Source organism: Sphingomonas sp. Leaf20, assembly GCF_001421535.1.
Classification (GTDB): domain Bacteria; phylum Pseudomonadota; class Alphaproteobacteria; order Sphingomonadales; family Sphingomonadaceae; genus Sphingomonas.
Window position 1 is genome coordinate 58925 of sequence record NZ_LMKN01000010.1, and the last position, 22192, is coordinate 81116.

Genomic DNA, 22192 nt, shown 5'->3' on the forward strand with positions numbered 1-22192 from the left:
CTCCGGCTGTCGCGGGGCGCCGGTGACATCTGCTCATTTCGACGGCGCTGAGACAGCACCTTGCCGGTGTTCAGGCGCTACCGCGTTGACCGGTTATCTTGCCTGCAGCAGCGTCGAGCTTTTCACGGTCGTTCCCGACCTCGGCAATTAGGTCACGCGCCTGCTGCGCACTCAATCCATGCTTCTGGGCGAAATACTCGACCTCGTAAGGTTCGCTACCCGAAACACGGCTGCGATCACGGCCGTCGGTCTTGCTTTTGTCGTCTGCTATTTTTACGTCCTTAAAACTCCGAGACTTTGAAACGCTTGGGCCACAAGACGTTCCCGAGGAATTTCGGGAAATAGCTACGTCAAGTCGTCCACTAAACCGCCGCGGTGGGTGACACGATGGCGCTGCTCGTCAGGCAGAATCGAGTTCTACAGCGGTCAAATCCTGTCCCCGCAACCAACTTGACTTGCAACGCCTCCTCGGTCAACGCCGCGGGGGCCTTTTGCATTTCTGCACTCGCGCATAGAAGCAACATTTACGTCAGCGCGCCGAGCGACTGGACGGACAATGAGGCAATTCTGTCCGCCGGCGTTGCCGTAGCGATAAGCGAATGGATCCGATCAACGGCAGCGCATCCAGGGTTTAAAGTACTGCTGAAATCCGTGCCCCTCAGGGTTCCCGTCGAAGGGGCCAGCATCAAGAAATGTTGCGTCGGCTTGCGTGATCGCGACCGCAGGACCGAGGCATTCGACGTGAAGCCGCTAAATCAGCGTGCGTGTCTTGCCTACGCCGAGTGCGCTTTCCCGCGAAAGACGTCGCTGATCGCATTGTCGAAGTGCGAGTCCATTAGCGCCGCTGCCTCGGTTGGCGCCCGGTCTGCAATTGCCTGCGCGATGTCCTGATGCACGTGGAAGACCACGTCGCGTTGCGCTTCGGTTTCGCGCGTGTACCAAGCGGTTGGCACCGCTACCCGCATCAATTGTTCGAACGAGCGGACGATCTGATGGAACAGCGCATTGCCGCCGGCCCGCGCAATGGCCTGATGAAAGGCGATGTCATGGCCGATGAGTCGATCGAGATCGTTCGCGTACAACGCCATCTGCCGGGCATGATCGGCTATCACCCTGACGTCCTGATCGCTGCGGTGTTCGGCGGCCAGCGCGGCTGTGCGCAGCTCCAGCGTGCGCCGGACATCCCACACTTCGGTGGTCGTGACCTGCGCCGTGGCGACCGCGTGGTCGATCGAGGCCGCCATCACCGAACCGTCGATCGCGCCGACCCGGGCCTTGCGACCGTTGCCGACGTCGATGAGGCGGAGCGCGGCGAGTGCACCGAAAGCTTCGCGCATGACCGCGCGGCTGACACTGAGTTCCGTCGCGAAATGACCTTCGCCGGGAAGCGTGTCGCCGACCTTCAGATCATGGTCGCGGATGTGCGCGCGGACGCGGCGGACGGCCTGGTCGACCAGCGAGTCGCTCATGCGGCGAGCCGGGCGTTGCGGAGCTGGGTCGGTGCCTGGCCGAAGCGGCGCGAGAAGGCGCGCGTGAAGCTCGCATTGTTGAGATAGCCGCATTTGTAGCCGATCGCCGACACGGGCAAGTCGGTCGCAAGCAGCAGCTGGCGCGCGCCACCCAGTCGGCGGTCGGCGATCGCATCGGCGACGCTCATCGCGAACATCGACCGGAACCCACGTGTCAGCTGCGCGCGGTTGATGCCGCATGCGCGCGAGATCGTCTCCAATGTCAGCTTTTCGTTCCAGCGCTTGTCGATCAGGTCGCGTGCCGCGGCGATGCGCCCCGCCTCGGAGGCGGTCAGCGCGCCGGTGCCATCGGCCGGGATCAGGCTGCCATCGCCGAGCTGTTCGAAGGTCGCACACAGGAGTTCGATGCTCTTGGCGACGCGCAACGTCGTCGCGGCGAGGCCCGTGAGCCGACAGTCGCGGACCGCGAGCGCGATCCCGCGCATCTGGCTTGGCATGTGCCAGGTCGCCGCAGCGTCGGGCAGCATGCCGAAGATGCGCGTGCACGCGTCGCGCTGGACGATAAACATTATATCGGCTGCTGCCAGATCGCCGGCCGTGTCGGCATCCGGGTGGAATGCGCAGGTCGCGGGGGAGAAGACGTAGCTGAAGCCGATGGCAGTCTCGGTCCAGTCATCGAGCGCGGCGGGGCCGTCACCGACAAGCGCGACCATCTCCGGCGATACCTCGATCCGTGCCTTCATCATGCCTCTCCTCCCGTTTTCCAGGTAGAAGGCCATCATAACCTATCGGATAGCTAACGCAACTGCTTTCAGATAGGTTCGCTCGTCGCGGACAAGGGCGCGCGACGCATCGCGACGTAGAAGGCGATCAGCGACAGGAGGCTGGTGAGCGTACCGATCGTCGCGAGGCCCTGATCGAGATGGCTTTCGCCGCCGTAGAGGCTGCTGGCGACGGCCACCAAGGTTGGTGCGACGCCGAAGCCGATCAGCCCGGCGATGGCGATGAACGCGCCGATGCAGAGCCCGCGAAGTTCGTTGGGAATGAGGACGGTCAGCGCGACCGACGTCACCACGCCAGTGACGGCGCCGCACAGCAGCAGCGTACCGAGCGTCGCGGCGAGCACCGGCACCGACGGCGCGATCGGGAAGAGTGCCGCGGGGATGCCGATCGCGGCGGCGATCACGGCGCCGATCAGCAGCCCGCCACGTCGTCCGCTTTTCTGACCCCAGTCGGCAGAAAGCCCGCCCAGGATCGCGCCGAGCAAGCCTGCGAAGAAGATGAGCGGCCCCATCCAATATGCGACCTGATCGGGCTGCAGGCCGAAGCTGCGCGAGAGAACGGGCGCGGCCCAGATCGCTGCCGCGGCGTCCGCCATGACGACGCCGACCTGGCCGACGAACAGTGGCAGCAGGAAGTTGCGGCGTGCCCAGAGTTCGCCGGCGACGACGCGCAGTGGTGCATGCGTGCTGGCGGCAACCTCCCGACGGGCGGGTTCGCGCATAAGGAATAGCGGGATCATCAGGATGGCGCCGAGGATCCCGAGCATGAGATGCGCACTGCGCCACGGTGCCGCTTGCCAGAACCGCGCGGGCGCGCCGCCATGCGCGACCATGCCGAACAGGATCCCGGTTAGCCCGAATGCCATCGCCTGACCAAGCGACTTGCCGAGATTGATGATGAGCAGCGCACGCCCTCGCTGCGTCGGTGCACAGAGGTCCGCACAGAGCGATAGCGCCGCGGTGAGCGCGCCGGTCGTGCCGATCCCGGTGAGCATCCGCGCGACGAACAGCAGCAGGACGCTGTTCGCGAACGCGGTCAGCATCGTACCGAGGACGAACGTCGTGACCAGCACGAGCATGATGCGCACGCGGTTGTGGCGATCGACGAGGATACCGATCGGGATCGAAAAGAGCGCGAGCGGCAGCGCGGCGCTCAACCCCTGGATCAGGCTGAGGCTATAGTCGCTGAGGTGCAGCTCGGCCTTCGCGCCCTCCTGGACGGTGCCGAACGAGCCCATCAGTGCGAAACCGAGCATCATCGCCAGCGCGAGCGCGAACAATGGCAGAAGCGAGCGGGCGAACGGAGGCGCCGGCGGCGGCGATGCGCCGGTCACAGGCTGAAGATCTTGCCGGGGTTGAACAGGTTCTTCGGATCGAGGGCGCGCTTGAGCACGCGCATCACGTCGACCGCGTCGCCGAGTTCCTTGACCAGCCAGTCCTGCTTGCCCAGACCGATGCCGTGTTCGCCGGTGCACGTGCCGTCCATGTTAAGCGCGCGGGCGACGAGGCGGTCGTTGATCGCCTTGACCTCGCGCAGTTCGTCGGACGAATTCGGGTCCATCGCGAAGATCACGTGAAAATTGCCGTCGCCGACATGGCCGAGAATGGTCGCGGGCATGCTCGCGCCGGCAAGGTCATGCTTGGTCGCGGTGATGCATTCGGGAAGGCGGCTGATCGGCACGCAGACATCGGTGGTCCAGCCGACCGCACCGGGCCTGAGCGCGACCGCCGCATAATAGGCTTCGTGCCGCGCCTTCCAGAGCCTGGCGCGTTCTTCGGGCAGGTTGGACCAGGCGAAGTCGCCACCGCCATTGTCCGCGGCGAGCGCGCTGACCATCTCGACCTGCTCGGCGACGCCGTTCGGCGAGCCGTGGAATTCAAAGAACAACGTCGTCACCTCGGGCAGTCCGAGCTTTGACCAGGCGTTGACCGCCCGGATCTGCATGTCGTCAAGGATCTCGACCCGCGCGAGCGGTACGCCGACCTGGATCGCCTGGACGACGGTGGTGATCGCCCCCTCGAGGCTTTCGAAGCCGCACACGGCGGACGAGATCGTCTCGGGGATCGGATGCAGGCGCAGCGTGACCTCGGTGATGATGCCGAGCGTGCCTTCGCTGCCGACGTAGAGCCGTGTGAGGTCATAGCCGGCGGCGGATTTGCGCGCGCGGCGCGCGGTCGTGATGACCTTGCCATCGGGGGTGACGACCGTGAGGCTCAAAACCGCCTCGCGCATCGTGCCGTAGCGGACCGCGTTGGTGCCGCTCGCCCGGGTCGACGCCATGCCGCCGATCGTGGCGTTGGCACCCGGGTCGATCGGAAAGAACAGCCCGGTATCGCGCAGATGTTCGTTGAGCTGTTCGCGGCGGCATCCGGCCTGCACGGTGCAATCGAAGTCGTCGGCGTTGACCGCGACGATCTGGTTCATTTCGCCGAGATTGACGCTGACGCCGCCGCGGACCGGGACGGCGTTGCCCTCGATCGAGGTCCCCGCGCCGAACGGCACGATCGGGACGTCGGCAGCGACGCACAGGGTGACCAGGTCGACCACGTCCTGCGTCGAGCGCGCGAAGACGACCGCGTCGGGAAGGACGACATCGAAATGCGCTTCGTTCGCGCCGTGCTGGCGCAGCATCGCGTCGGTCAGGTGGAGGCTGGTCCCGAACCGGTCGCGCAGCCGGGCGAGGAATGCGGGGTCGAGCGCTGCCCGAACGAAGGACGTGTCGAGATGCATGGGATCAGAACCTGAAACCGAGGCGGACGCCGATACGGCGGCGGTCACCGATGATGCCGAGATCGGAGGCGGGAAGCCCCGCGAGTTGCAACGTGGTCTTTTCGATATAGGCGTCGAAATAGTCCTTCTGCAGCAGGTTGTTGGCGAACACCGCCAATTCGATCGGCCCCGTCCGATAGGTGATCGCCGTGTTCACCAGCGCATAGCCCTTGAGGAAGGTGGGCGTGGTCTGGTTGAGCGTCCCGGCAAGGCGGCGGCCCTTGGCGACGACGCCGCCCGTCAGGGTCAGCGTGTCGGTGCCGCCAAGCGGGATCGTGTAGTCGCTATAGATATTGCCCGTGAAATCGGGCTGGAAGGTCAGCCGGTCCGACGACAGCGTTCGCCCCGTCACGCGCGTGTATGGCGTGGAATCGGTGAGCCGCGCATGGACGTAGGTGACGCTGCCGTTGATCGTCCAGTTCCTGACCGGGCGCAGCGTCGCTTCGAGCTCGGCGCCGTAGCTTTCGACGTCGCCCGAATTGAGATCGACCGTGACCAGCCCGCCGCCGGTCGCCGGCGCGATCGAATTGAGCCCGATATAATCGGAATAGTCATTGTAGAAGATGTCGCCCGAAAGGCTGAACACGCGGTCGGGCGAGACGTATTTGGAGCCGATTTCATAGGTCCAGGCCGAGTCACCCTTGTAGGTCCGGATCGGCGCGGTCGGCGCGTTGAAGCCGCCACCACGATAGCCGCGCGCAACCGAGGCGTAGGTCATCAGTTGGGGGGTCCAGTGGCGCGTGATCGACAACCGCGGCTCGACCTGGTCGGACTTCAACTGCGCGTTGGTGATGGTCGGGGGCAGGCTGACCGGACCGACCGAGATCGCGACGTCGCCGGTGGCGCTGCGCTTCTCATGGTCGTAGCGCAGGCCGAGTGCGATTTCCCAGGCCGTGGTCGGTTTCCAGAACAGCGTGCCGAACGCCGCATAGGTGTCCGCTTGGGTCGCGTTGTTGGTGAGGCGGGTGAGATTGGCGGGGACGATCCGCGTCGTGTCGGTCGCGCCGGTCGTCTCGCGGCTGTAGAACAGACCGAACAGCGAGCTCAGCGTGCTGCCGATCTCGGTATCGAGACGCGCCTCGACGGTCTTGGTGCGCAGCTTGTCCGTGCCGGCCGAGCGGGCGATGTCGAGCGGACCGAAATCGGCGTCGCTGTCGGGCGAGATGCCGTTGCGCGCGTCATAGGAGCCGACCAGCGTGAATTTCGAACTGATCGCGTCGATCGGCGTCTCGAGCCGGGCATTGACGCCGCGATAGCGATATTCGACGCGGGACAGTGCGTTGAACTGCACATTGCGCGAATAGTCGGTCGGGCTGGTGACGCGCGCATAGGGCGTGTTCGCGCCCTTCACCCAGTCATAATAGCCGTTGACGGTCAGCACGATGTCGTCGACCGGCGCGAAGCGGATCGTGCCGTTCAGCGAGTCCGTCTTGAACGGGCTGGCGTCGGTGCCGAGCAGCGGATTGCGCAGGAAGCCGTCCTGCTGGCGGTGGCCGGCGGCGATCCGGACCTGCAGCTTGTCCCTGATGATCGGGCCGCTGACCGACGCCGACGCCAGGATGCTGTCGTCGGGTCCGGCAAAGCTCAGATTGCCGCGCGCCTCGACCGCGTTGGAGGGTTGGCGGGTGATGACGTTGATCGCGCCGCCCAGCGTGTTCTTGCCGTACAGCGTACCCTGCGGCCCGCGCAGCACCTCGATCCGGTCGATGTCGAGCAGCGGGTTGTTCAGGTACGACGTGTTGGGCTGGTAGATGCCGTTGATGAACAGGCCGACGCCAGGCTGCACCGACTGGACGAGCGTGACGCCGACGCCGCGGATCGAGACGAACGCGCGCCCCGCGCCGTCGCTCGCGATGTTCAGGCCCGGGGTCAGCGCCGCGGCCTCGCGAACCGAATTGATACCGCGTTCTGTCAGCGTGTTGCCGCTAATCGCGGTCGCGGCGATCGGCACGTCGAGCAACGTCTCTGCCCGCTTGCGCGCGGTGACGACGATGTCCTGATCGCCGGTCTGCGGCGCGGCGGCGGCGGCCTGGCCGGGCGGGGTGGAGGCGGTCGCGTCGGGGGTGTCGGCGACCTGCGCCCAGCTCGGCACGGGCAGCGTGAGAACGACAGCGGTCGAGGCAGCAAGCAGGGTGCGAAGGCGCATCGGTAATCCTCTCTACGGCTGGCGAGTCTTTGCTCACCTGTCTGAAAGGTTGTGCGCTCGACCCGACCTATCGGAAAGGCTGACGACTATGCCGATCGGATTCTAGGCTTGGCCGGTATGCGGGGTCGCTCACCAGCAGCTATACCCGCCATCGGCGAGCACGATGCTGCCGGTCATCAGGCTGGCCGCGTCGCTCGCGAGGAAATGGACGACCGAGGCCACCTCCTCCGGATCTCCGAGGCGGGCCTGTGGCGTGCCGTCGATCCAGCGCTTGTACATCGCGCCGTCCTTGTCGGCGAAGGCGTTGAGCGGCGTCGCGATATAGGTCGGCGCGACCGCGTTGACGCGTACCCCGCGCGGTGCCCATTCCGCGGCAAGGCTCTTCGTCAGGTGATGCACGGCGGCCTTCGACGCGTTGTAATAGCTCTGCGGCTGCGGACGATTGACGATGAACCCCGACATCGATCCGACGTTGACGATGCTGCCCTTTCCGGCCGCGAGCATGTGCCGGCCAAAGGCGCGCGCGCACCAGAATGTGCCGTTGAGATTGACGTCGATGACGTCGCGCCAATGCTCGTCGGTCACGTCTTCGGCGGCGGTCTCGCTGCGCGCGATGCCGGCATTGTTGACGAGGATGTCGATCGTGCCGAACTGATCGGCGACTTGAGTCACCCGGCCCGGGTCGGTGACGTCGAGGACGACGCCGTCGACGTCATGGCCTTTCGCGCGGAGCGAATCGATCGCCGCATCGATCGCGTCGGAATCGCGGTCGGCGATCGTGACGCGTGCGCCTGCCTCGGCCAGCGCATCGACGCAGCAATAGCCGATGCCCTGCGCGCCACCCGTGACCAGCGCGGTGCGGCCATCGAGACGCAGACGGTCGAAATACATGCGGGGCGCTCCGGTCAGGGAAGGAATGGAGCGGCGGGCATCGGCGGCTCGAACCGTGCTTCGCCGGCGGCAAGCCTGTAGACGATCCGCGTGTCGCGCTCGAACGGTGCCCAGGGGAGCGAGCCGTCGCGCGCGAAATCGACCCAGAGCCTGTGGACACGATCCGCCAGGTCCTGCGGCGGACTGGTGCCGCACAGGCCGTCCTCGCCGGTGCAGGTTGCAAGGCTGTCGAACACGAACGGCAGTTCCATGCCGTGCGAGGCGCCGAGCTCACCATCGAAGCGCGGCGAGCGCCATTCGAATTCGTACAGATGCGTGCGCCCCTGATGCTCCTCGGCGAACCGCCGCGCGGGCCAGCGGAAGACGAGGTCGGTCATCGCATCGGTCAGCGCCTGTCCGGGCGCCTTTCCGCTGCCCATGCCATAGGCCTTGAGCACCGCCCATGCGCGCGGCTGCGATTTGCGGAGCACGAACCAGGCGAGCAGCTTGCCAAGCTTGTCGCGGACACCGCTGGGGATGAGATAGAGGTTCATCTCCTCGGCATTGCTGCCGATCAGCAGGTCGACCTCGGCGCCTGCACCCTGGCTGAGCGCGTCGAGCGGCGCGATCGGGAGCACGTCGTCGCCATGGACGGGTACGAAGCGGCTGATCCCGAACACCGGCTCGCGTCCGTCGGGACCGCGCAGGTCGAGGCGCGTCGTCGGGAGCGAGACCTTCTCCACGGCGTCGAGCATGGCCTCGCCGGGAGGTACGCTGGCAAAGCCCGCGCGATCGGGGGTGATGCGCAGGAGCTTCGCGAGCTTGCGCACCAGACGCTGCGCAACGCCGATATCGCGCGTCATGCCGCCATGTCCGCTCTGCACGATCGCGCGGCGGAACAGGCGCTTGGCGAGTGGCGAGGTGATCAGGTCGGCGATCGCCATCGCGCCTGCGCTTTCGCCGAACACCGTGACGTTCGCGGGATCACCCCCGAATGCCGCGATGTTGTCCTGCACCCAGCCAAGCCCGGCGAGCATGTCGCGCAGGCCGAGGTTGGTCGGCACGCCCGGTATCGGCAGGAACCCGTCGATCCCCATCCGGTAATTCAGCGCGACATAGACGATGCCGTCGCGTGCGAAGCTTCTGCCGTCCTGTACCGACGCGTCCTTACAGCCGACGACGAACCCGCCGCCGTGGATGAAGACCATGACGGGGAGGGCGGTGCGCTGGTCATCGGGACGAAGGACGTCGAGCGTCAGATACGCGTCGCCCTTCGACCAGCCTGTACCGATCAGCGGCGCGGCATCCAGCCCCGGCACCTGTCGCGTCCGCTGCGGCGCGTTTGCCCCCGGCGCCGTCGCGTCGCGCTGCGTTGCCCACGGAAGAGCAGGTTGGGGGACGAGGAACCGATTTTCGTCCACCGGGGCTGCGGCGTACGGGATGGCGCGATAGAACGACACGCCGTCTTCCGAACAGCCCTGGACGTCGCCAGTGGCGAGCCTCACGATTTCATTGCGCATCGTTACCATCGTCGGATCATGCCGCGGGAAGGGGGCGCCAGGGAAGCGCGGTGGCTATGCCTCGCGGTAGGAATACGATGCCCAGCGGCGGCAATGCGCGCGCCCGGCTCAAAACGCGTGGGGTTGGCCGCGATACTGCGTGAGCCGAAGAACCGTTCAACCCGTTTCGACGATGCAATAGACAAGCACCGGAACGCCAACGAACAGGATGAGGAGGACGAGATTGAGGTCCATGAGCCGGCCGAGCCAGTTCTGAATGTCATCCCGGCTCTCGTATCGATCGGCTTGCAAATTCAACCGGTCGAGCCGCGCGCCACCCTGGCCCGGTGTTGCGGACTCGGGCGCGTTACTGGCCGGCATCGTCACGACATCGTTTTGCGTGCGCGATAGCGTGCTGCCCCGGTAATACCCGTCAGTCTTTGAGTTATGGTCTGCCACTGTGCGGTTTCCGCTATTCGAGAACATGGGCGCGCCAAGCGCATCCCAAAGGTCAGATCGAATAAAGCCCGAACTCAAGCGACACGCGGTCGCGAGCTCGGGCTAATCGCGTGCGGCGAGTTGGCCGGCGTGGTCGCGAAAACGCTTATGGGTTGCAAGAGCGTCCATCGACGTAACATCGGGATGCGCGCGTTTCATGTCAACAGCTGCGGTGATTACCTATAATCATCTTGACCCTCGCTGCCGAAACGTTAGTTTGACCATGCGGGCCGGGCCCCTCTGGCGCTTGTCTTCGGTCGAACGTGATGTCGGACCGCATCGGGGTAGCTCGATGTTTAGGCCTGGCCTGATTGCCTCCTCTCATCTCAGCTGGTCCGATCCATCATCCGAAAGGATCAGCAGTCCCGATCCCCCGTGATCGGAAGATCAAAGGAGAGCACATATGGCGTATCTACTCACAGCCGGGCTGGCACTCGCCGCCACTGGCGCCGTGATCGGCATGTCCGTGGATCACCAGAATCAAGTCGATCATCACACGGGTCCGGTCGCCGTAAAATATCGCGGTGATGTCGCCATCACGCACAAGCAGGTCGGCGCGGTATCTCCCGGCGGCCGAGCGTCGTCGTTGCGCTGCGACTGGGCTGCAACCATGACCGTGGCGCGTCATGCCGTAGCGGCATCGGGTACGAACCTTGTCCGCACCATCGACAGCGAGCCTGGCGTGTCGGGTACCCGGCCTGGCTGGTGCGTCGCGAGTCGGCGAGCGATCACGCGGGAAGTTGCGGACAAGACCGCGGACATGAAGCGTCATCTGATGGTCGTGGCGCAGGAAGACGAAGCAATGCTGCGTGCCGAACTCGATCGGATCCACGGCGAGCAGCGCGCCGGATGATCGCGGATCTGACGCGGGCAGGCATGCTCGGTGTCGCGGGCTGGGCGCTCGTGACGCCGGCAGTTGCCCAGAATGCCCGTTCGGCCTCTGTCGAGGTCATGACCGACGAGGTACGGCGGGGCCTGAGCTGGACCGAGGGGCGCGCCGCCGCCGCCGGGGACGTTCGGGTTTCGCTCGGGCCGATCGATGTATCGGCGCGGGCGGTGACGACGCGTGGCAGCGCGCGACATGACGGCGCCGACGCGGTGGTCGACCTCGTCGTCGGGACCGGCTGGGACCTTGGCGCGGTCCGGATCCGCACCGATGCCATCGGGCATGCGTTCGCCGGTGCGCGGGGGCGGATGGACTATGTCGAGGGTGCGGTATCGGCAAGCTATGCCTATGGTCCGGTATACGCGACGCTAGGTGCCACGGCGGCCCCGTCGCAGCGGGCGATCGGCGGCAGCAACGTCTATCTCTATGCAAGCGCCAATGCCGGTATTCCCGGTACGCCGCTCACGATACTCGGCGAACTCGGCCATTCGACCGGCAGTGTCAGCGACCCCGTTCGTGCCGAGCGCCTTCGACCGGGCGGAAGCTACACCAATTGGCGGCTTGGGCTCGAACATCGTCGTGATCGGTTGACGATCGGCGTGGATTATGTCGGCACTGACGTCGCCCGGAGGGGTGACGCCAACAGGTTCGCCGATCGCGGCAACGTGGCGGACAGGGTCCTCGGCCGCGTCCAGATTTCGTTCTGACAGATCTGCAGAGCCGAACGACACCGGCTCAGAATTTCGCGAGATTGTAGACCGTCGGGCAGTGCGCGCTTCCCGGCGGCATCTCGACGTCTGTTCGGTATCGGTCGGGCGGTGCTGCAGTGCGACACATACGATCAACCCTGACAAAGAATTCCAATCTAATAGATAAAGAAACTTGATGAAATATTTATTGCGGTAGGGTGTCTGATTGATTTAGGACAAGTTTCAGTCTCGGAGGTCCCAATTGACCCCGCGGCCACAAGGGGAGATCCTGATGCAGCGGGCCACCACTCTGAAATCGCTGCGAGCGATTTTCATCGCATCGACGATGCTGGCATCGCCAGCGCTCGCACAGGAGGTGCCGACCGCGCCCGCGCCGGTACCTGCGCCGGAGGCCCCCGTTGATCAGGCTGTGGAAGCCCCGCAGGCTGCCGAGGCGCCAGCGGCGCCCGCCTCAGGTCAATCCGACATCGTGGTCACGGGATCGCGTATCACCGCGTCCGGTTTCACGGCACCGACGCCGACCCAGGTCCTCAACGCGGACGCGATCGGCAAGAACGCGCAGCCAAACGTGTTTACGACCGTGGCGCAGTTGCCGTCACTACAGGGCAGCACGGGCGCAACGGTGGGGTCGAACGGCACCTCGACGGGCGTGCAGGGCCTGAGCGCACTCAGCCTGCGCGGTCTGCAGCCGATCCGGACATTGACGCTGATCGACGGCCAGCGCGTCGTCGGCGCCAATGTCACCGGCGTCGCTGACGTCAGCCTCTTCCCCCAGTTGCTGATCGACCGCGTCGACGTCGTGACGGGCGGTGCGTCCGCAAGCTACGGATCCGACGCGGTCGGCGGCGTGGTCAATTTCGTGACCAACACGCGCTTCACCGGGTTCAAGGCCAACCTCCAGTCCGGGGTGAGCACGTATGGCGACGACGGCAACTACACCGTCCAGGCTGCGGTCGGAAAATCGCTCCTCAACGACCGGCTCCACATCATCGGCAGCGGCGAATACAGTCATGAAGACGGTATCGGGTCGGCGGGGTTCGGCGTCGGTTCGGATCCCAACGGCAGCGGCCCGGGCGGACGCAACTGGCTGGTTTCGCGCAATCTGATCAACCGCGGGATCATGGACGACGGGCTGCCGCAGTATCTCGACCGCAGCTTTACGCAGGCGAACAACACGGCGCTTTACGGGCTGATCACGGCAGGCCCGCTGCAAGGCACCGCGTTCGATATGGACGGGAATCCCCGGCAGTTCGACTATGGGTCGAACGGCGTTCCGGCGCGGGACGCCAATGGCAATGTTCTGGGCTGCTTCAACGGCGTCTGCGAGGGCGGTGACCGGTCGGGCAACGTGACCAATGCGAATTCGCTCAAATCCTCGATCACGCGCTTGAGTGGCTATGGCCGGATCGGCTTCGATATCGCGCCCGACAACGAGATTTACACGACGGTGAACGTTGCACGGGTCACGACGGGCAACATCCCCAATATCGGGTCCGCCCAGTTCGGCAATCTGACGTTGCAATGCTCCAATCCCTATGTCCCGGCATCGGTCCAGGCCGCCTGTGACGCGAATGGCATCACGGAGTTCCGCTACGGCGTCAGCAATGCGATCTTCCCGAATCCGATCACCGTCCGGACCGAGCGCGAGCAGTACCGGTTCGTCGCGGGGGCCAAGGGCAAGGTCCAGGCGTTCGGCAGCGACTGGCGTTACGACGCCTATTACGCGCACGGCACCGGGATCACCGACATCACGGTTCACGATATCCCGGTGATCCCGCGGTACAATGCCGCGATCCAGGCGGTCCGCGCGCCTGACGGGACGATCACCTGCGCAAATCCGGTCGCCGTCGCCAGCGGTTGCGTCCCGATCAACATCATTGGCGGACAGACGCCCAGCGCCGCCGCGCTGAACTACATCACGCCGGAAAACGGACCCTATCAGCACACCCGCCAGACGCAGGACGTCGCCAGCTTCTCGGTAAGTGGCGAACCGCTGCAACTCCCCGCGGGGCCCTTGGCACTCGCGTTCGGCGGAGAGTACCGCCACGAATTCTACAGCGTCAATGCCGATCCCTATGGCAACGGCGTCGTGACCAGCGGTGCGTATAACGACCAGTATCCGAGCGATCCGCTGCTCAACCCACAGGGTGGCAACTGGTATGCCGGCAACTACCGCGACGGGCGCGGCGCCTATAGCGTGTATGAGACGTTCCTCGAACTGAACGCGCCGCTGTTCGACTCCGACGCCATCGGCAAGGCCAACCTGAACGGCGCCGCGCGTGCGACGAACTACAGCACGTCGGGAACCGTCTATACGTGGAAGATCGGGGGGACGTGGGATACGCCGCTCGACGGCATCCGGCTTCGCGGCGTGACGTCGCGCGACATTCGCGCACCCAATCTGAGCGAGCTGTTCGCGGCGCCGGTCACGAGCAACCGTACGGGGACGACGGATCCGTTCACCCCGGGACGCACGCTCACCGTGTTGCAGACGACGACGGGCAACCCCGCACTCCGCCCCGAAGTCGCGCGGAATACCGAGTTCGGCATCATCCTGTCCCGCCCAAGCTGGGCGCCGCGGCTGAATATCTCGGTCGATTATTACCGGATCAAGATCAACAGCGCGATCGCGGCACTGGACGCGCAGACGCAGATCAACCTCTGCTTCGCCGGCGTGACGTTCACCTGCAACAGCTTCGACATCAGCGATGCGAACAACGCATCGGTGACGGTCCAGCCGTTCAACTTCGCCTCGATCTTCACCGACGGCTTTGACATCGAGGCGAGCTATCAGATCCCGTTGTCCGGTATCGGCTTGCCCGGCCGGGCCACGGTGCGCGGCCTCGCCACGCACGTGAAGAATTTCGTGTCCGATCGCGGGTTGCCGAACACGATCCCGATCCAGGGTGCAGGCGTGAACCTGGGGCAGGGTGCGACGCCGAGCTGGAAGGTCCTCGCGATGCAGGACTGGACGACCGACCTGTTCGCGCTGACGCTACAGGAACGCTGGATCAGCGCGGGCGTGATCAGCAACGAGTTCGTCGTGTGCCAGACCGACTGCCCGGTATCGACGATCAACAATCCGACGATCGACCGTAACCATCTCGATGGTGCGCTGTATGTCGATGTCGGTGCGTCGTACAAGTTCACCCCCGCCGTGCAGGGGTACGTCAAGGTCGACAACGTCTTCAACAAGGACGCAGCGACGGTCCCGAGCGATGTGACCAATCCGGGCCTCTACGACGTGGTCGGTCGTGCGTTCCGTGTCGGCATGCGCGCCAACTTCTGACGCGAACGCGGGCCGGATAGCCGATCGGCGCGATCCGGCCCTCGATACTCCGGCCTGTTGCGAGGGACGTCGATGCTGCTCTTTCTGTTGATGGCCGCCGGTCCCCAGACCACCACGCCGGCCGTCGGAGCGGCGATCTCGGCAATGACGCTCGAGGAAAAGGCGGCGCAGCTCGGCAGCACCGCGCCGGCGGTGCCCAGGCTGGACCTGCCCGGATATGATTACTGGAGCGAGGGGCTCCACGGTTTCGCGCGCGATGGGATCGCGACCGTCTTCCCTCAGGCGATCGGGCTTGCCGCGACCTGGGACACCGACCTGCTCCATCAGGTCGGCGACGTCGTCTCGACCGAGGCCCGCGCCAAGTACAATGCCAAGCCCAGGACCAGCGACCGGCGTCGCTTCTCGGGGCTCCATATCTGGTCGCCCAACGTCAACATCTTCCGCGATCCGCGCTGGGGCCGGGGGCAGGAGACTTATGGCGAGGATCCGTACCTGACCGGCACGCTCGGCGTCGCGTTCGTGCGAGGAATCCAGGGGCCGGATCCCGACCACCCCAAGGCGATCGCCACCCCCAAACATTATGCCGCGCATTCGGGCCCCGAAGCCGGGCGCAACAGCTTCGATGCGGACGTGTCGCCGCGCGACATGGCGGAGACCTATACCCCCGCCTTCCGCCGCACGGTGATCGAGGGCGGCGCACGATCGATCATGTGCGCGTATAATTCGCTGCACGGCACGCCGGCGTGCGCGTCGGCAGCGTTGCTCAACGACCGTGCTCGCGGTGACTGGAATTTCCGCGGGATGGTCGTGTCGGACTGCGACGCGGTCGGCTACATCACCACCTTCCATTATTATAAGCCTGACCTGCCCGGCGCTGCCGCCGCGGCGCTCTCGGCGGGCACCGATCTCGATTGCGGGCCAAGCTACGATGCGCTGCCCGCAGCGGTCCGCCAGGGCCTCGTTCCCGAAGCCACTGTGGATGCCGCCTTGCACCGGGTGCTGTCGTCGCGTGCGGCGCTTGGGATCGCATTCGGGCAACGGAGCCCGTGGGATCGGATCAAGCCGTCGCAGGTGGATACGACGGCGCACCGCGCGCTGGCACAGATTGCGGCGGAAAAGTCGCTGGTGCTGCTCACCAACAAGGACCGTCTTCCGCTCAAGCCCGGTCTCAAGATCGCGGTGATCGGGCCGAATGCGGACTCGCTCGATGTGCTCGAGGCGAATTATCATGGCACCGCCGCGGCCCCGGTCACCCCGCTGGAGGGGATCCGCACGCGCTTCGGTGCGGCGCAGGTCCGCTATGCGCAGGGCAGCGGTCTTGCCGAAGGGGTGCCGTTGCCCGTGCCCGAGACCGCTTTGTCGGCAGGCGGAAAGCCTGGGCTGAAGGGCGAGTATTTCCGGACCAGCGCGATGACCGGAATGGCTTCGGTCACTCGGCAGGACCGCAAGATCGACTTCGACTGGGACCGCGCGCCGCCTGCACCGGGGTTGGCGGAAAAGGGCTACGGGGTCCGCTGGACCGGGCAGCTCACGCCGCCCGCGCCGGGACGCTATCGCCTGCGGCTGGACGTCGCGCGCTGCTTCGATTGCGACGGGCATGATCCGGTGCAGCTATGGCTCGATGACAAGGCGATCATCACCGATGTCGGCGACGACAGCGCGGTCGAGGCGAGCGTCGACCTCGAAGACACCAAGCCGCACGCGATCCGCATCGAATATCGCCATGTCAGTGAAGACGGCGGGATAGGATTGCGCTGGGTCGCGCCCGATGCGGCGCAACGCGAGGAAGCGCTGGCGGTCGCGCGTGCAGCGGACGTGGTGGTGGTGTTCGCAGGCCTCTCCCCGACGCTGGAGGGAGAGGCGTTGCGGCTCGACGTACCCGGGTTCATCGGCGGCGATCGCACCGCGATCGAACTTCCGCAGCCGCAACGTGCGCTGCTGGAAACGCTCGCGACCGCGGGGAAACCGCTGGTCGTGGTGCAGATGACCGGCTCGGCGATTGCCGACGCATGGAGCAAGCAGAACGCCGATGCGGTGGTCGCGGCCTGGTATCCCGGCCAGTCGGGTGGGACCGCGATCGCGCGGATGCTCGCGGGGGATATCAATCCCGGCGGGCGGCTGCCGGTGACGGTCTATGCGCAGACGCGCGATATGCCTGCGTATATCGACTACAGCATGAAGAACCGGACCTACCGCTTCTTCACCGGCACGCCGTTGTATCCGTTCGGTCATGGGCTCAGCTACACGCGCTTTGCGTATGACGCGGTCTCGCCCTCGACGACCAGCATCGTGGCGGGGCAGCCGCTGGTCGTCACGGTCGGGGTCCGCAATGTCGGCAAGGTCGCGGGCGACGAGGTCGTACAGGCCTATCTCGCGCCGACCGCGCCGCAGGAACAGGGCCGCACCACGCCCGTGCTGCAGCGGCAACTCGTGGGGTTCAGCCGGACCACGCTGCGTGCCGGCGAACGCCGTGCGGTTGCGCTCACGATCGAACCGCGCAGCCTCAGTCTGGTCGAGCGTGACGGAACGCGCGCGATCGTTCCCGGGCACTACCGGCTGTTCGTGGCAGGCGGACAACCGGGTGATGCCGAGGCAACGGGTGGGGGGGTGTGGACCGACGTGACCATCACTGGCGATCGCATCGTGCTTCCGAAATGACTGTTCGCAGCGACGTCGCGCGCTAGCTGCGTCGATTTTGGGGTCCTCCACCGGACAACGGTGAACGGGGTGCTAGACCACCAGTGACAGGGCGAGCGTCAGCACCAGCCCGATGACCGAGATCAGCGTCTCGCACACCGTCCAGCTGCGGATCGTGTCGGCGACGCTGAGCCCGAAATATTCCTTCACCAGCCAGAAGCCGCCGTCGTTGACGTGGCTGAGGATCACCGATCCCGCGCCCGTCGCGAGGACGAGCAACTCGGGGCGGATGCCAGGATTGGCGGCGGCAAGCGGCGCGATGATTCCGGCGGCGGTGGCCATCGATACCGTCGCCGATCCGGTTGCAACGCGCATCAGTGCCGCGATCAGCCAGGCGAGCAGGACGATCGGCAGATGCACGCTGGTCGCGGCGGCGACGATCGCGTCCGACACGCCGCTGTCGATCAGCACCCGCCCGAACCCCGCGCCGACGCCAACCACCAGCGTGATCATCGCGGTGGGCGCGAGGCAGTCGTTGGTGAATTTCTGGATCGTGCCGAGGTTCATCCCGCGCGCGAGGCCAAGCGTCCAATAGCTGACGAGAACCGCGGCAAGCAGCGCGACCACGGGGGTTCCAACGAAGCGCAAGATGCCATCAAGGGTCGATCCCGGCACGGCGACCGCGGTCGCCAGGCTGCCCGCCATCATCAGCACGACCGGAAGCAGCAACGTCGCGAGCGTTATCCCGAAGCCGGGGAGCACCCGGTCGTCATGTTCGTCCGCAACCGGGACAGGCGCAATCGGCAGGGGTGCCAGCCGTGGCACGATCAGCCGCCCGTACAGCGGCCCTGCGATCGCCGCCGTCGGGATGCCGACGATCAGCGCGAACAGCACGGTCAGCCCGACGTCGGCGTTATACGCCTGCGTTGCGAGCAAAGCGGCGGGATGCGGCGGGACCATTGCGTGGACCACCGAAAGGCCAGCCGCCATCGGCAGCCCCATCCGCATCGGATGCTGCCCAAGCCGCCGCGCGAGCGTGAAGACGATCGGCACGAGCAGGACGAACCCGACCTCAAAGAACACGGGCAGCCCAACGATTAGCGCGACCGTCATCATCGCCCAGTCGGCGCGGGCGGGCCCGAAGAAACCGATGACGGTATCCGCGATCCGCTCGGCACCGCCCGACTCGACCATCATCTTGCCGAGGATGGTGCCGAGCCCGACGACGAGCGCGATATGGCCGAGCGCGCCGCCGACCCCCGCCTCGAAACTCTTGACGATCCCGCCGAGTGGAATCCCGACGACCAGCGCCAGCCCGAGCGAGACGAGGGTAAGCGCGATGAACGGGCTCAGTCGAACCCGGACAATCAGCACGATGAGCAGGGCGACCGCGACCCCCGCCTCGATCAGGAGCAGGCCGCCCAGCGCCATCTTAGGGCTTCTTCCAGGCGATGCAGTCGACCTCGACCTTGCAGTCGACGACCATCTGCGAAACGACGCAGGCGCGCGCCGGCGGGTTCGCCCCGAAATATTCCTTGAACACGCGATTGAACGACATGAAGTCGCGCGCGTCGTCGATCCACACGCCGCAACGGACGACATGTTCGGGGCCGTAGCCGGCTTCTTCCAGGATCTTCAGGACGTTGCGGATCGCCTGGTGAGTCTGCGGGATGATCCCGCCGTCGATCACTTCGCCATCGACCATCGGCACCTGGCCGGACACGAAGAGCCAGCCATCGGCCTGGACAGCGCGCGCGAACGGAAGATGCTGGCCACCGGTGCCGCTGCCGCCTTCGACGCCGTAGCGCTTGAGTTCGTCGGTCATGTCTTCAAAGTCCTTTGGTGGTGGGATGGGTTGGACGCCGCAGCATCCGGCCGCCGCGTGCGCCGGTCGGGCCCGCAAGCGTCAGGGTCGCGATGCCGTTGACCCACACGCCGAGGATCCCGGCGGCGGGGATGGTCGGATCGTCGTAGGTGGCGCGGTCGCCGATCTGCGCTGGATCGAACAGGACCAGATCTGCCGCCAGCCCCTCGCGCACATAACCGCGGTCGCTCAGGCCGAAGCGGTCGGCGGGAAGGCCGGTCATCTTGCGGATCGCGGTTGCCATCGAGAACAATCCACGGTCGCGCGCATAATGGCCGATCACGCGGGGAAAGCTGCCCCACAGGCGAGGATGCGGGCGCGGATCGCACGGCAGGCCATCCGACCCGACCATCGTCAGGTCGTGCGCGAGGATCCGGTCGACGTCGCTGTCGGTCATGCAATGGTAGACCGCACCTGCGGGTTGCAGCCGCTCGGCGGCCGTCCGCAGATCGGTGCCCCAGTCTGCCGCGATGTCGGCGAGCATGCGCCCGGCTTGCGCGGGCTCCGCCTCGGACCAGGTGATCTTGATCGGGGTTTCGGGGACGACCTGCTTCAGGTCGAGCGTCGAGGAACTGGCGGTATACGGGTAGCAGTCACACCCGACCGGCTGCTCCAACGCGGCCGTTTCCAGCATCGCGAGGATTTCGCCGCTGCGGCCATATTGCGGCGCGCCCGCGCATTTGAGATGCGAGACGATCACCGGCGCGGCGGCGTGTCGGCCGATCGCGAACGCCTCGTCGAGCGCCGCGACGATCTCGCCCGCTTCGCTCCGCAAGTGCGTGCAATACAGGGCAGTAGTGTCGCGCAGCGCCTCTGCGAGCTCCATGACCTCTTCGGTCGATGCCGCATTTGCGTTGGCATAAGCGAGACCCGTCGAAAACCCGAACGCGCCGGCATCGAGCGCGGTCGTCAGATCGGCGCGCATCGCCGTGCGCTCGGCCCCCGTCGCATCGCGGTCGAGCGCGTCCATGTGCCGCGCGCGCAGCGCGGTATGCCCCACCAGCGCGACCACGTTGGTGGCAGGGCCCGCGCGGTCCACCGCCTGGGCATAAGCGGCAAAGTCGTCGTACCGGAATGCGTCCGCAGCGCCCAACAGCACGAGCGGATCGGGCAGGTCACCATGCGCCGTGACATCCATGCCGCCGCTGATCCCGCAATTGCCGACGACGACGGTGGTCACACCCTGCGTCACCTTGGCGGTCATGGCGGGCGCGGCAATCACCGCGAAATCGTCATGGGTGTGCGCATCGATGAAGCCCGGCGCGAGCACCAGCCCGCGTCCATCGATAGAATCGGTCGGGGGATGGCTGGCGGCCGGGCGGATGCTCGCGATGATATCGTCGCGAATCTCGACATCCGCGCCGTAAGCTGGGGCGCCGGTACCGTCGTACACGCTCACCCCGGCGATGATCGTCCGTGTCATTCCACTATCCCCGACGGTTCCGGTCACAACGGCGTTGTCACCCTAGCGCAGAATAATGTAAACAATTTTCCTTAACGAGGAGCAGGCGCGTGAACGATCAGAAGCTCGAGCTCGACAAGGGAACAGGTACCGAAGGTGCAGACCCGTGGAACCTGTTGCGCGGCGATGTCAGCTTCCCGGCGGCGGTGCTCAACGAGCGGCGGATGCAGCATAATCTCGACTGGATGCGGTCGTTTATCGATGCCTATGGCGTTTCGCTTGCGCCGCACGGCAAGACGACGATGGCCCCCAAGCTGTTCCAGCGACAGATCGCGCACGGCGCGTGGGGCATCACGGTCGCGACGAGCCAGCAGGCGCAGGTCGCGGCTGCGCACGGCGTCCGCCGGATCCTGATCGCGAACCAGATCGTCGGAAAGGCGAATGTCGCTGCGGTCGTCGGTCTGCTGGCGATCCCCGACCAGCACGTCATCTGCATCGTCGATTCCGCAGCCGGCGTGGCGTTGCTGGGCGAGGGATGCCGGTCGGCGGGCGTAGTGCTCGACGTGCTGATCGAACTCGCGCCGGAGCCCGATCAGCCCGGGTATCGTGCCGGGGTTCGCGATGAAGCGGGGCTTGCGGAGGTTCTCGCCGCGCTCGATGCATGGGGCGACCATCTTCGGCTCGGCGGTGTGGAATTCTACGAGGGCGTGCTTCCCGACGAAGCGCATGTCCGCCGGTTCGTCCGTCGCGCGGTCGAGGTGACGAAGCGGCTGATCGCGGATGATCGGATCGACCGGATGCCGGCGATCCTGTCGGGGGCGGGGTCCGCCTGGTATGACATCGTCGCGGACGAAACCGCATCGATGGCGAAGGCGGGCGAGGTCGAGGTCGTGCTGCGTCCGGGTTGCTACATCAGCCATGACGACGGACTGTACCGGGTCGCGCAGGAAGCGATCCTCAAGCGCAACGCCGTCGCCCCGACCTTCGGCGAGGCGTTGCTCCCGGCACTGCGGATCTGGGCGGTGGTGCAGTCGATCCCCGATCCGACGCGTGCGATCATCGCGATGGGCAAGCGCGACGTCGCGTTCGACGCGGGGCTGCCACGCCCGGCGACGCTGTTCCGCCCCGACCGCGACGATCGTCCCGCCGAGGCACCGGTCCACTGGGAAGTTACCGGTCTGATGGACCAGCATGCGTATCTGACGATCGCGCCGGGCGACGACATCGCGGTCGGCGACGTGATCGCGTTCGACATATCGCACCCGTGCCTGACCTTCGACAAATGGCGCAAGATTCTCGTGGTCGATGACGATTTCACGGTGATCGACGTCGTGGAGACGTTCTTCTGAAGGCGGGCGGGGGGCGACCCC

At 65.9% G+C, this 22192-nt stretch carries 17 protein-coding genes; 5 read left to right on the forward strand and 12 right to left on the reverse strand.

The window, feature by feature from the left end; translation table 11 throughout:
- Window positions 1-70 precede the first annotated feature (70 nt).
- The 9 genes from ASE72_RS19835 to ASE72_RS17310 form a co-directional block, all read right to left on the reverse strand.
- A complete protein-coding gene (locus tag ASE72_RS19835) occupies window positions 71-343 on the reverse strand; it encodes a DUF3606 domain-containing protein (RefSeq protein ID WP_327196496.1) in 273 nt (90 codons plus the stop codon).
- 430 nt (window positions 344-773) lie between these two features.
- Window positions 774-1469: a FadR/GntR family transcriptional regulator gene (locus ASE72_RS17275; protein ID WP_056024548.1), complete on the reverse strand. Its 696-nt coding sequence runs from the start codon at window positions 1467-1469 to the stop codon at window positions 774-776.
- A complete protein-coding gene (locus ASE72_RS17280; protein ID WP_056024830.1) occupies window positions 1466-2212 on the reverse strand; it encodes a helix-turn-helix transcriptional regulator in 747 nt (248 codons plus the stop codon). The genes ASE72_RS17275 and ASE72_RS17280 overlap by 4 nt, the downstream gene beginning before the upstream one ends.
- A gap of 68 nt (window positions 2213-2280) precedes the next feature.
- A complete protein-coding gene (locus ASE72_RS17285; RefSeq protein WP_056024551.1) occupies window positions 2281-3585 on the reverse strand; it encodes an MFS transporter in 1305 nt (434 codons plus the stop codon).
- Window positions 3582-4982, reverse strand: a complete 1401-nt coding sequence (locus ASE72_RS17290) for an FAD-binding oxidoreductase (RefSeq protein ID WP_056024553.1) — start codon at window positions 4980-4982, stop codon at window positions 3582-3584. Before ASE72_RS17290 ends, ASE72_RS17285 begins: the two co-directional genes overlap by 4 nt.
- A gap of 4 nt (window positions 4983-4986) precedes the next feature.
- Complete coding sequence (locus ASE72_RS17295; protein ID WP_056024555.1) at window positions 4987-7167, reverse strand: TonB-dependent receptor; 2181 nt, start codon at window positions 7165-7167, stop codon at window positions 4987-4989.
- A gap of 129 nt (window positions 7168-7296) precedes the next feature.
- A complete protein-coding gene (locus ASE72_RS17300) occupies window positions 7297-8058 on the reverse strand; it encodes an SDR family NAD(P)-dependent oxidoreductase (RefSeq protein ID WP_056024558.1) in 762 nt (253 codons plus the stop codon).
- Between the two features lie 14 nt (window positions 8059-8072).
- Window positions 8073-9557, reverse strand: coding sequence for a carboxylesterase/lipase family protein (locus ASE72_RS17305; RefSeq protein ID WP_056024833.1), 1485 nt, complete (start codon window positions 9555-9557; stop codon window positions 8073-8075).
- A gap of 156 nt (window positions 9558-9713) precedes the next feature.
- Window positions 9714-9995, reverse strand: coding sequence for a hypothetical protein (locus tag ASE72_RS17310; RefSeq protein WP_156350613.1), 282 nt, complete (start codon window positions 9993-9995; stop codon window positions 9714-9716).
- Between the two features lie 442 nt (window positions 9996-10437).
- Between ASE72_RS17310 and ASE72_RS17315 the strand changes: the two genes are divergently transcribed.
- From ASE72_RS17315 to ASE72_RS17330, 4 genes are all read left to right on the forward strand, one after another.
- Window positions 10438-10887: a hypothetical protein gene (locus ASE72_RS17315; protein ID WP_056024564.1), complete on the forward strand. Its 450-nt coding sequence runs from the start codon at window positions 10438-10440 to the stop codon at window positions 10885-10887.
- A complete protein-coding gene (locus ASE72_RS17320) occupies window positions 10884-11627 on the forward strand; it encodes a TorF family putative porin (protein ID WP_235532431.1) in 744 nt (247 codons plus the stop codon). The genes ASE72_RS17315 and ASE72_RS17320 overlap by 4 nt, the downstream gene beginning before the upstream one ends.
- A 274-nt stretch (window positions 11628-11901) precedes the next feature.
- Entirely contained in the window at window positions 11902-14919 is a 3018-nt protein-coding gene (locus ASE72_RS17325) for a TonB-dependent receptor plug domain-containing protein (RefSeq protein ID WP_056024567.1), read from the forward strand.
- A 72-nt stretch (window positions 14920-14991) separates the two neighbouring features.
- A complete protein-coding gene (locus ASE72_RS17330) occupies window positions 14992-17577 on the forward strand; it encodes a glycoside hydrolase family 3 protein (RefSeq protein ID WP_056024570.1) in 2586 nt (861 codons plus the stop codon).
- Window positions 17578-17649: 72 nt separating this feature from the next.
- On the opposite strand, the gene ASE72_RS17335 is transcribed toward ASE72_RS17330, so the two are convergent.
- Genes ASE72_RS17335 through ASE72_RS17345 form a run of 3 tightly spaced genes read right to left on the reverse strand, consistent with a single transcriptional unit; the run spans window position 17650 to window position 20843 of the window.
- A complete protein-coding gene (locus ASE72_RS17335; RefSeq protein ID WP_056024573.1) occupies window positions 17650-18987 on the reverse strand; it encodes a GntT/GntP/DsdX family permease in 1338 nt (445 codons plus the stop codon).
- Between the two features lies 1 nt (window position 18988).
- Window positions 18989-19381 (reverse strand): RidA family protein, encoded by a 393-nt coding sequence (locus ASE72_RS17340; protein WP_056024577.1) that lies wholly within the window; start codon window positions 19379-19381, stop codon window positions 18989-18991.
- A gap of 4 nt (window positions 19382-19385) precedes the next feature.
- Window positions 19386-20843 (reverse strand): N-acyl-D-amino-acid deacylase family protein, encoded by a 1458-nt coding sequence (locus tag ASE72_RS17345; protein WP_056024580.1) that lies wholly within the window; start codon window positions 20841-20843, stop codon window positions 19386-19388.
- Between the two features lie 89 nt (window positions 20844-20932).
- Between ASE72_RS17345 and ASE72_RS17350 the strand changes: the two genes are divergently transcribed.
- Window positions 20933-22171, forward strand: a complete 1239-nt coding sequence (locus ASE72_RS17350) for an amino acid deaminase (protein ID WP_056024583.1) — start codon at window positions 20933-20935, stop codon at window positions 22169-22171.
- The last annotated feature ends 21 nt before the right edge of the window (window positions 22172-22192 follow it).

Excerpts from the sequence above, each read along its gene's own strand:
- ASE72_RS17275 (WP_056024548.1), bottom strand. The coding sequence starts at position 1,469 with ATGAGCGACTCGCTGGTCGACCAGGCCGTCCGCCGCGTCCGCGCGCAC.
- ASE72_RS17280 (WP_056024830.1), bottom strand. The coding sequence starts at position 2,212 with ATGAAGGCACGGATCGAGGTATCGCCGGAGATGGTCGCGCTTGTCGGT.
- ASE72_RS17290 (WP_056024553.1), bottom strand. The coding sequence starts at position 4,982 with ATGCATCTCGACACGTCCTTCGTTCGGGCAGCGCTCGACCCCGCATTC.
- ASE72_RS17295 (WP_056024555.1), bottom strand. The coding sequence starts at position 7,167 with ATGCGCCTTCGCACCCTGCTTGCTGCCTCGACCGCTGTCGTTCTCACG.
- ASE72_RS17300 (WP_056024558.1), bottom strand. The coding sequence starts at position 8,058 with ATGTATTTCGACCGTCTGCGTCTCGATGGCCGCACCGCGCTGGTCACG.
- ASE72_RS17305 (WP_056024833.1), bottom strand. The coding sequence starts at position 9,557 with ATGCGCAATGAAATCGTGAGGCTCGCCACTGGCGACGTCCAGGGCTGT.
- ASE72_RS17315 (WP_056024564.1), top strand. The coding sequence starts at position 10,438 with ATGGCGTATCTACTCACAGCCGGGCTGGCACTCGCCGCCACTGGCGCC.
- ASE72_RS17320 (WP_235532431.1), top strand. The coding sequence starts at position 10,884 with ATGATCGCGGATCTGACGCGGGCAGGCATGCTCGGTGTCGCGGGCTGG.
- ASE72_RS17325 (WP_056024567.1), top strand. The coding sequence starts at position 11,902 with ATGCAGCGGGCCACCACTCTGAAATCGCTGCGAGCGATTTTCATCGCA.
- ASE72_RS17330 (WP_056024570.1), top strand. The coding sequence starts at position 14,992 with ATGCTGCTCTTTCTGTTGATGGCCGCCGGTCCCCAGACCACCACGCCG.
- ASE72_RS17335 (WP_056024573.1), bottom strand. The coding sequence starts at position 18,987 with ATGGCGCTGGGCGGCCTGCTCCTGATCGAGGCGGGGGTCGCGGTCGCC.
- ASE72_RS17340 (WP_056024577.1), bottom strand. The coding sequence starts at position 19,381 with ATGACCGACGAACTCAAGCGCTACGGCGTCGAAGGCGGCAGCGGCACC.
- ASE72_RS17345 (WP_056024580.1), bottom strand. The coding sequence starts at position 20,843 with ATGACACGGACGATCATCGCCGGGGTGAGCGTGTACGACGGTACCGGC.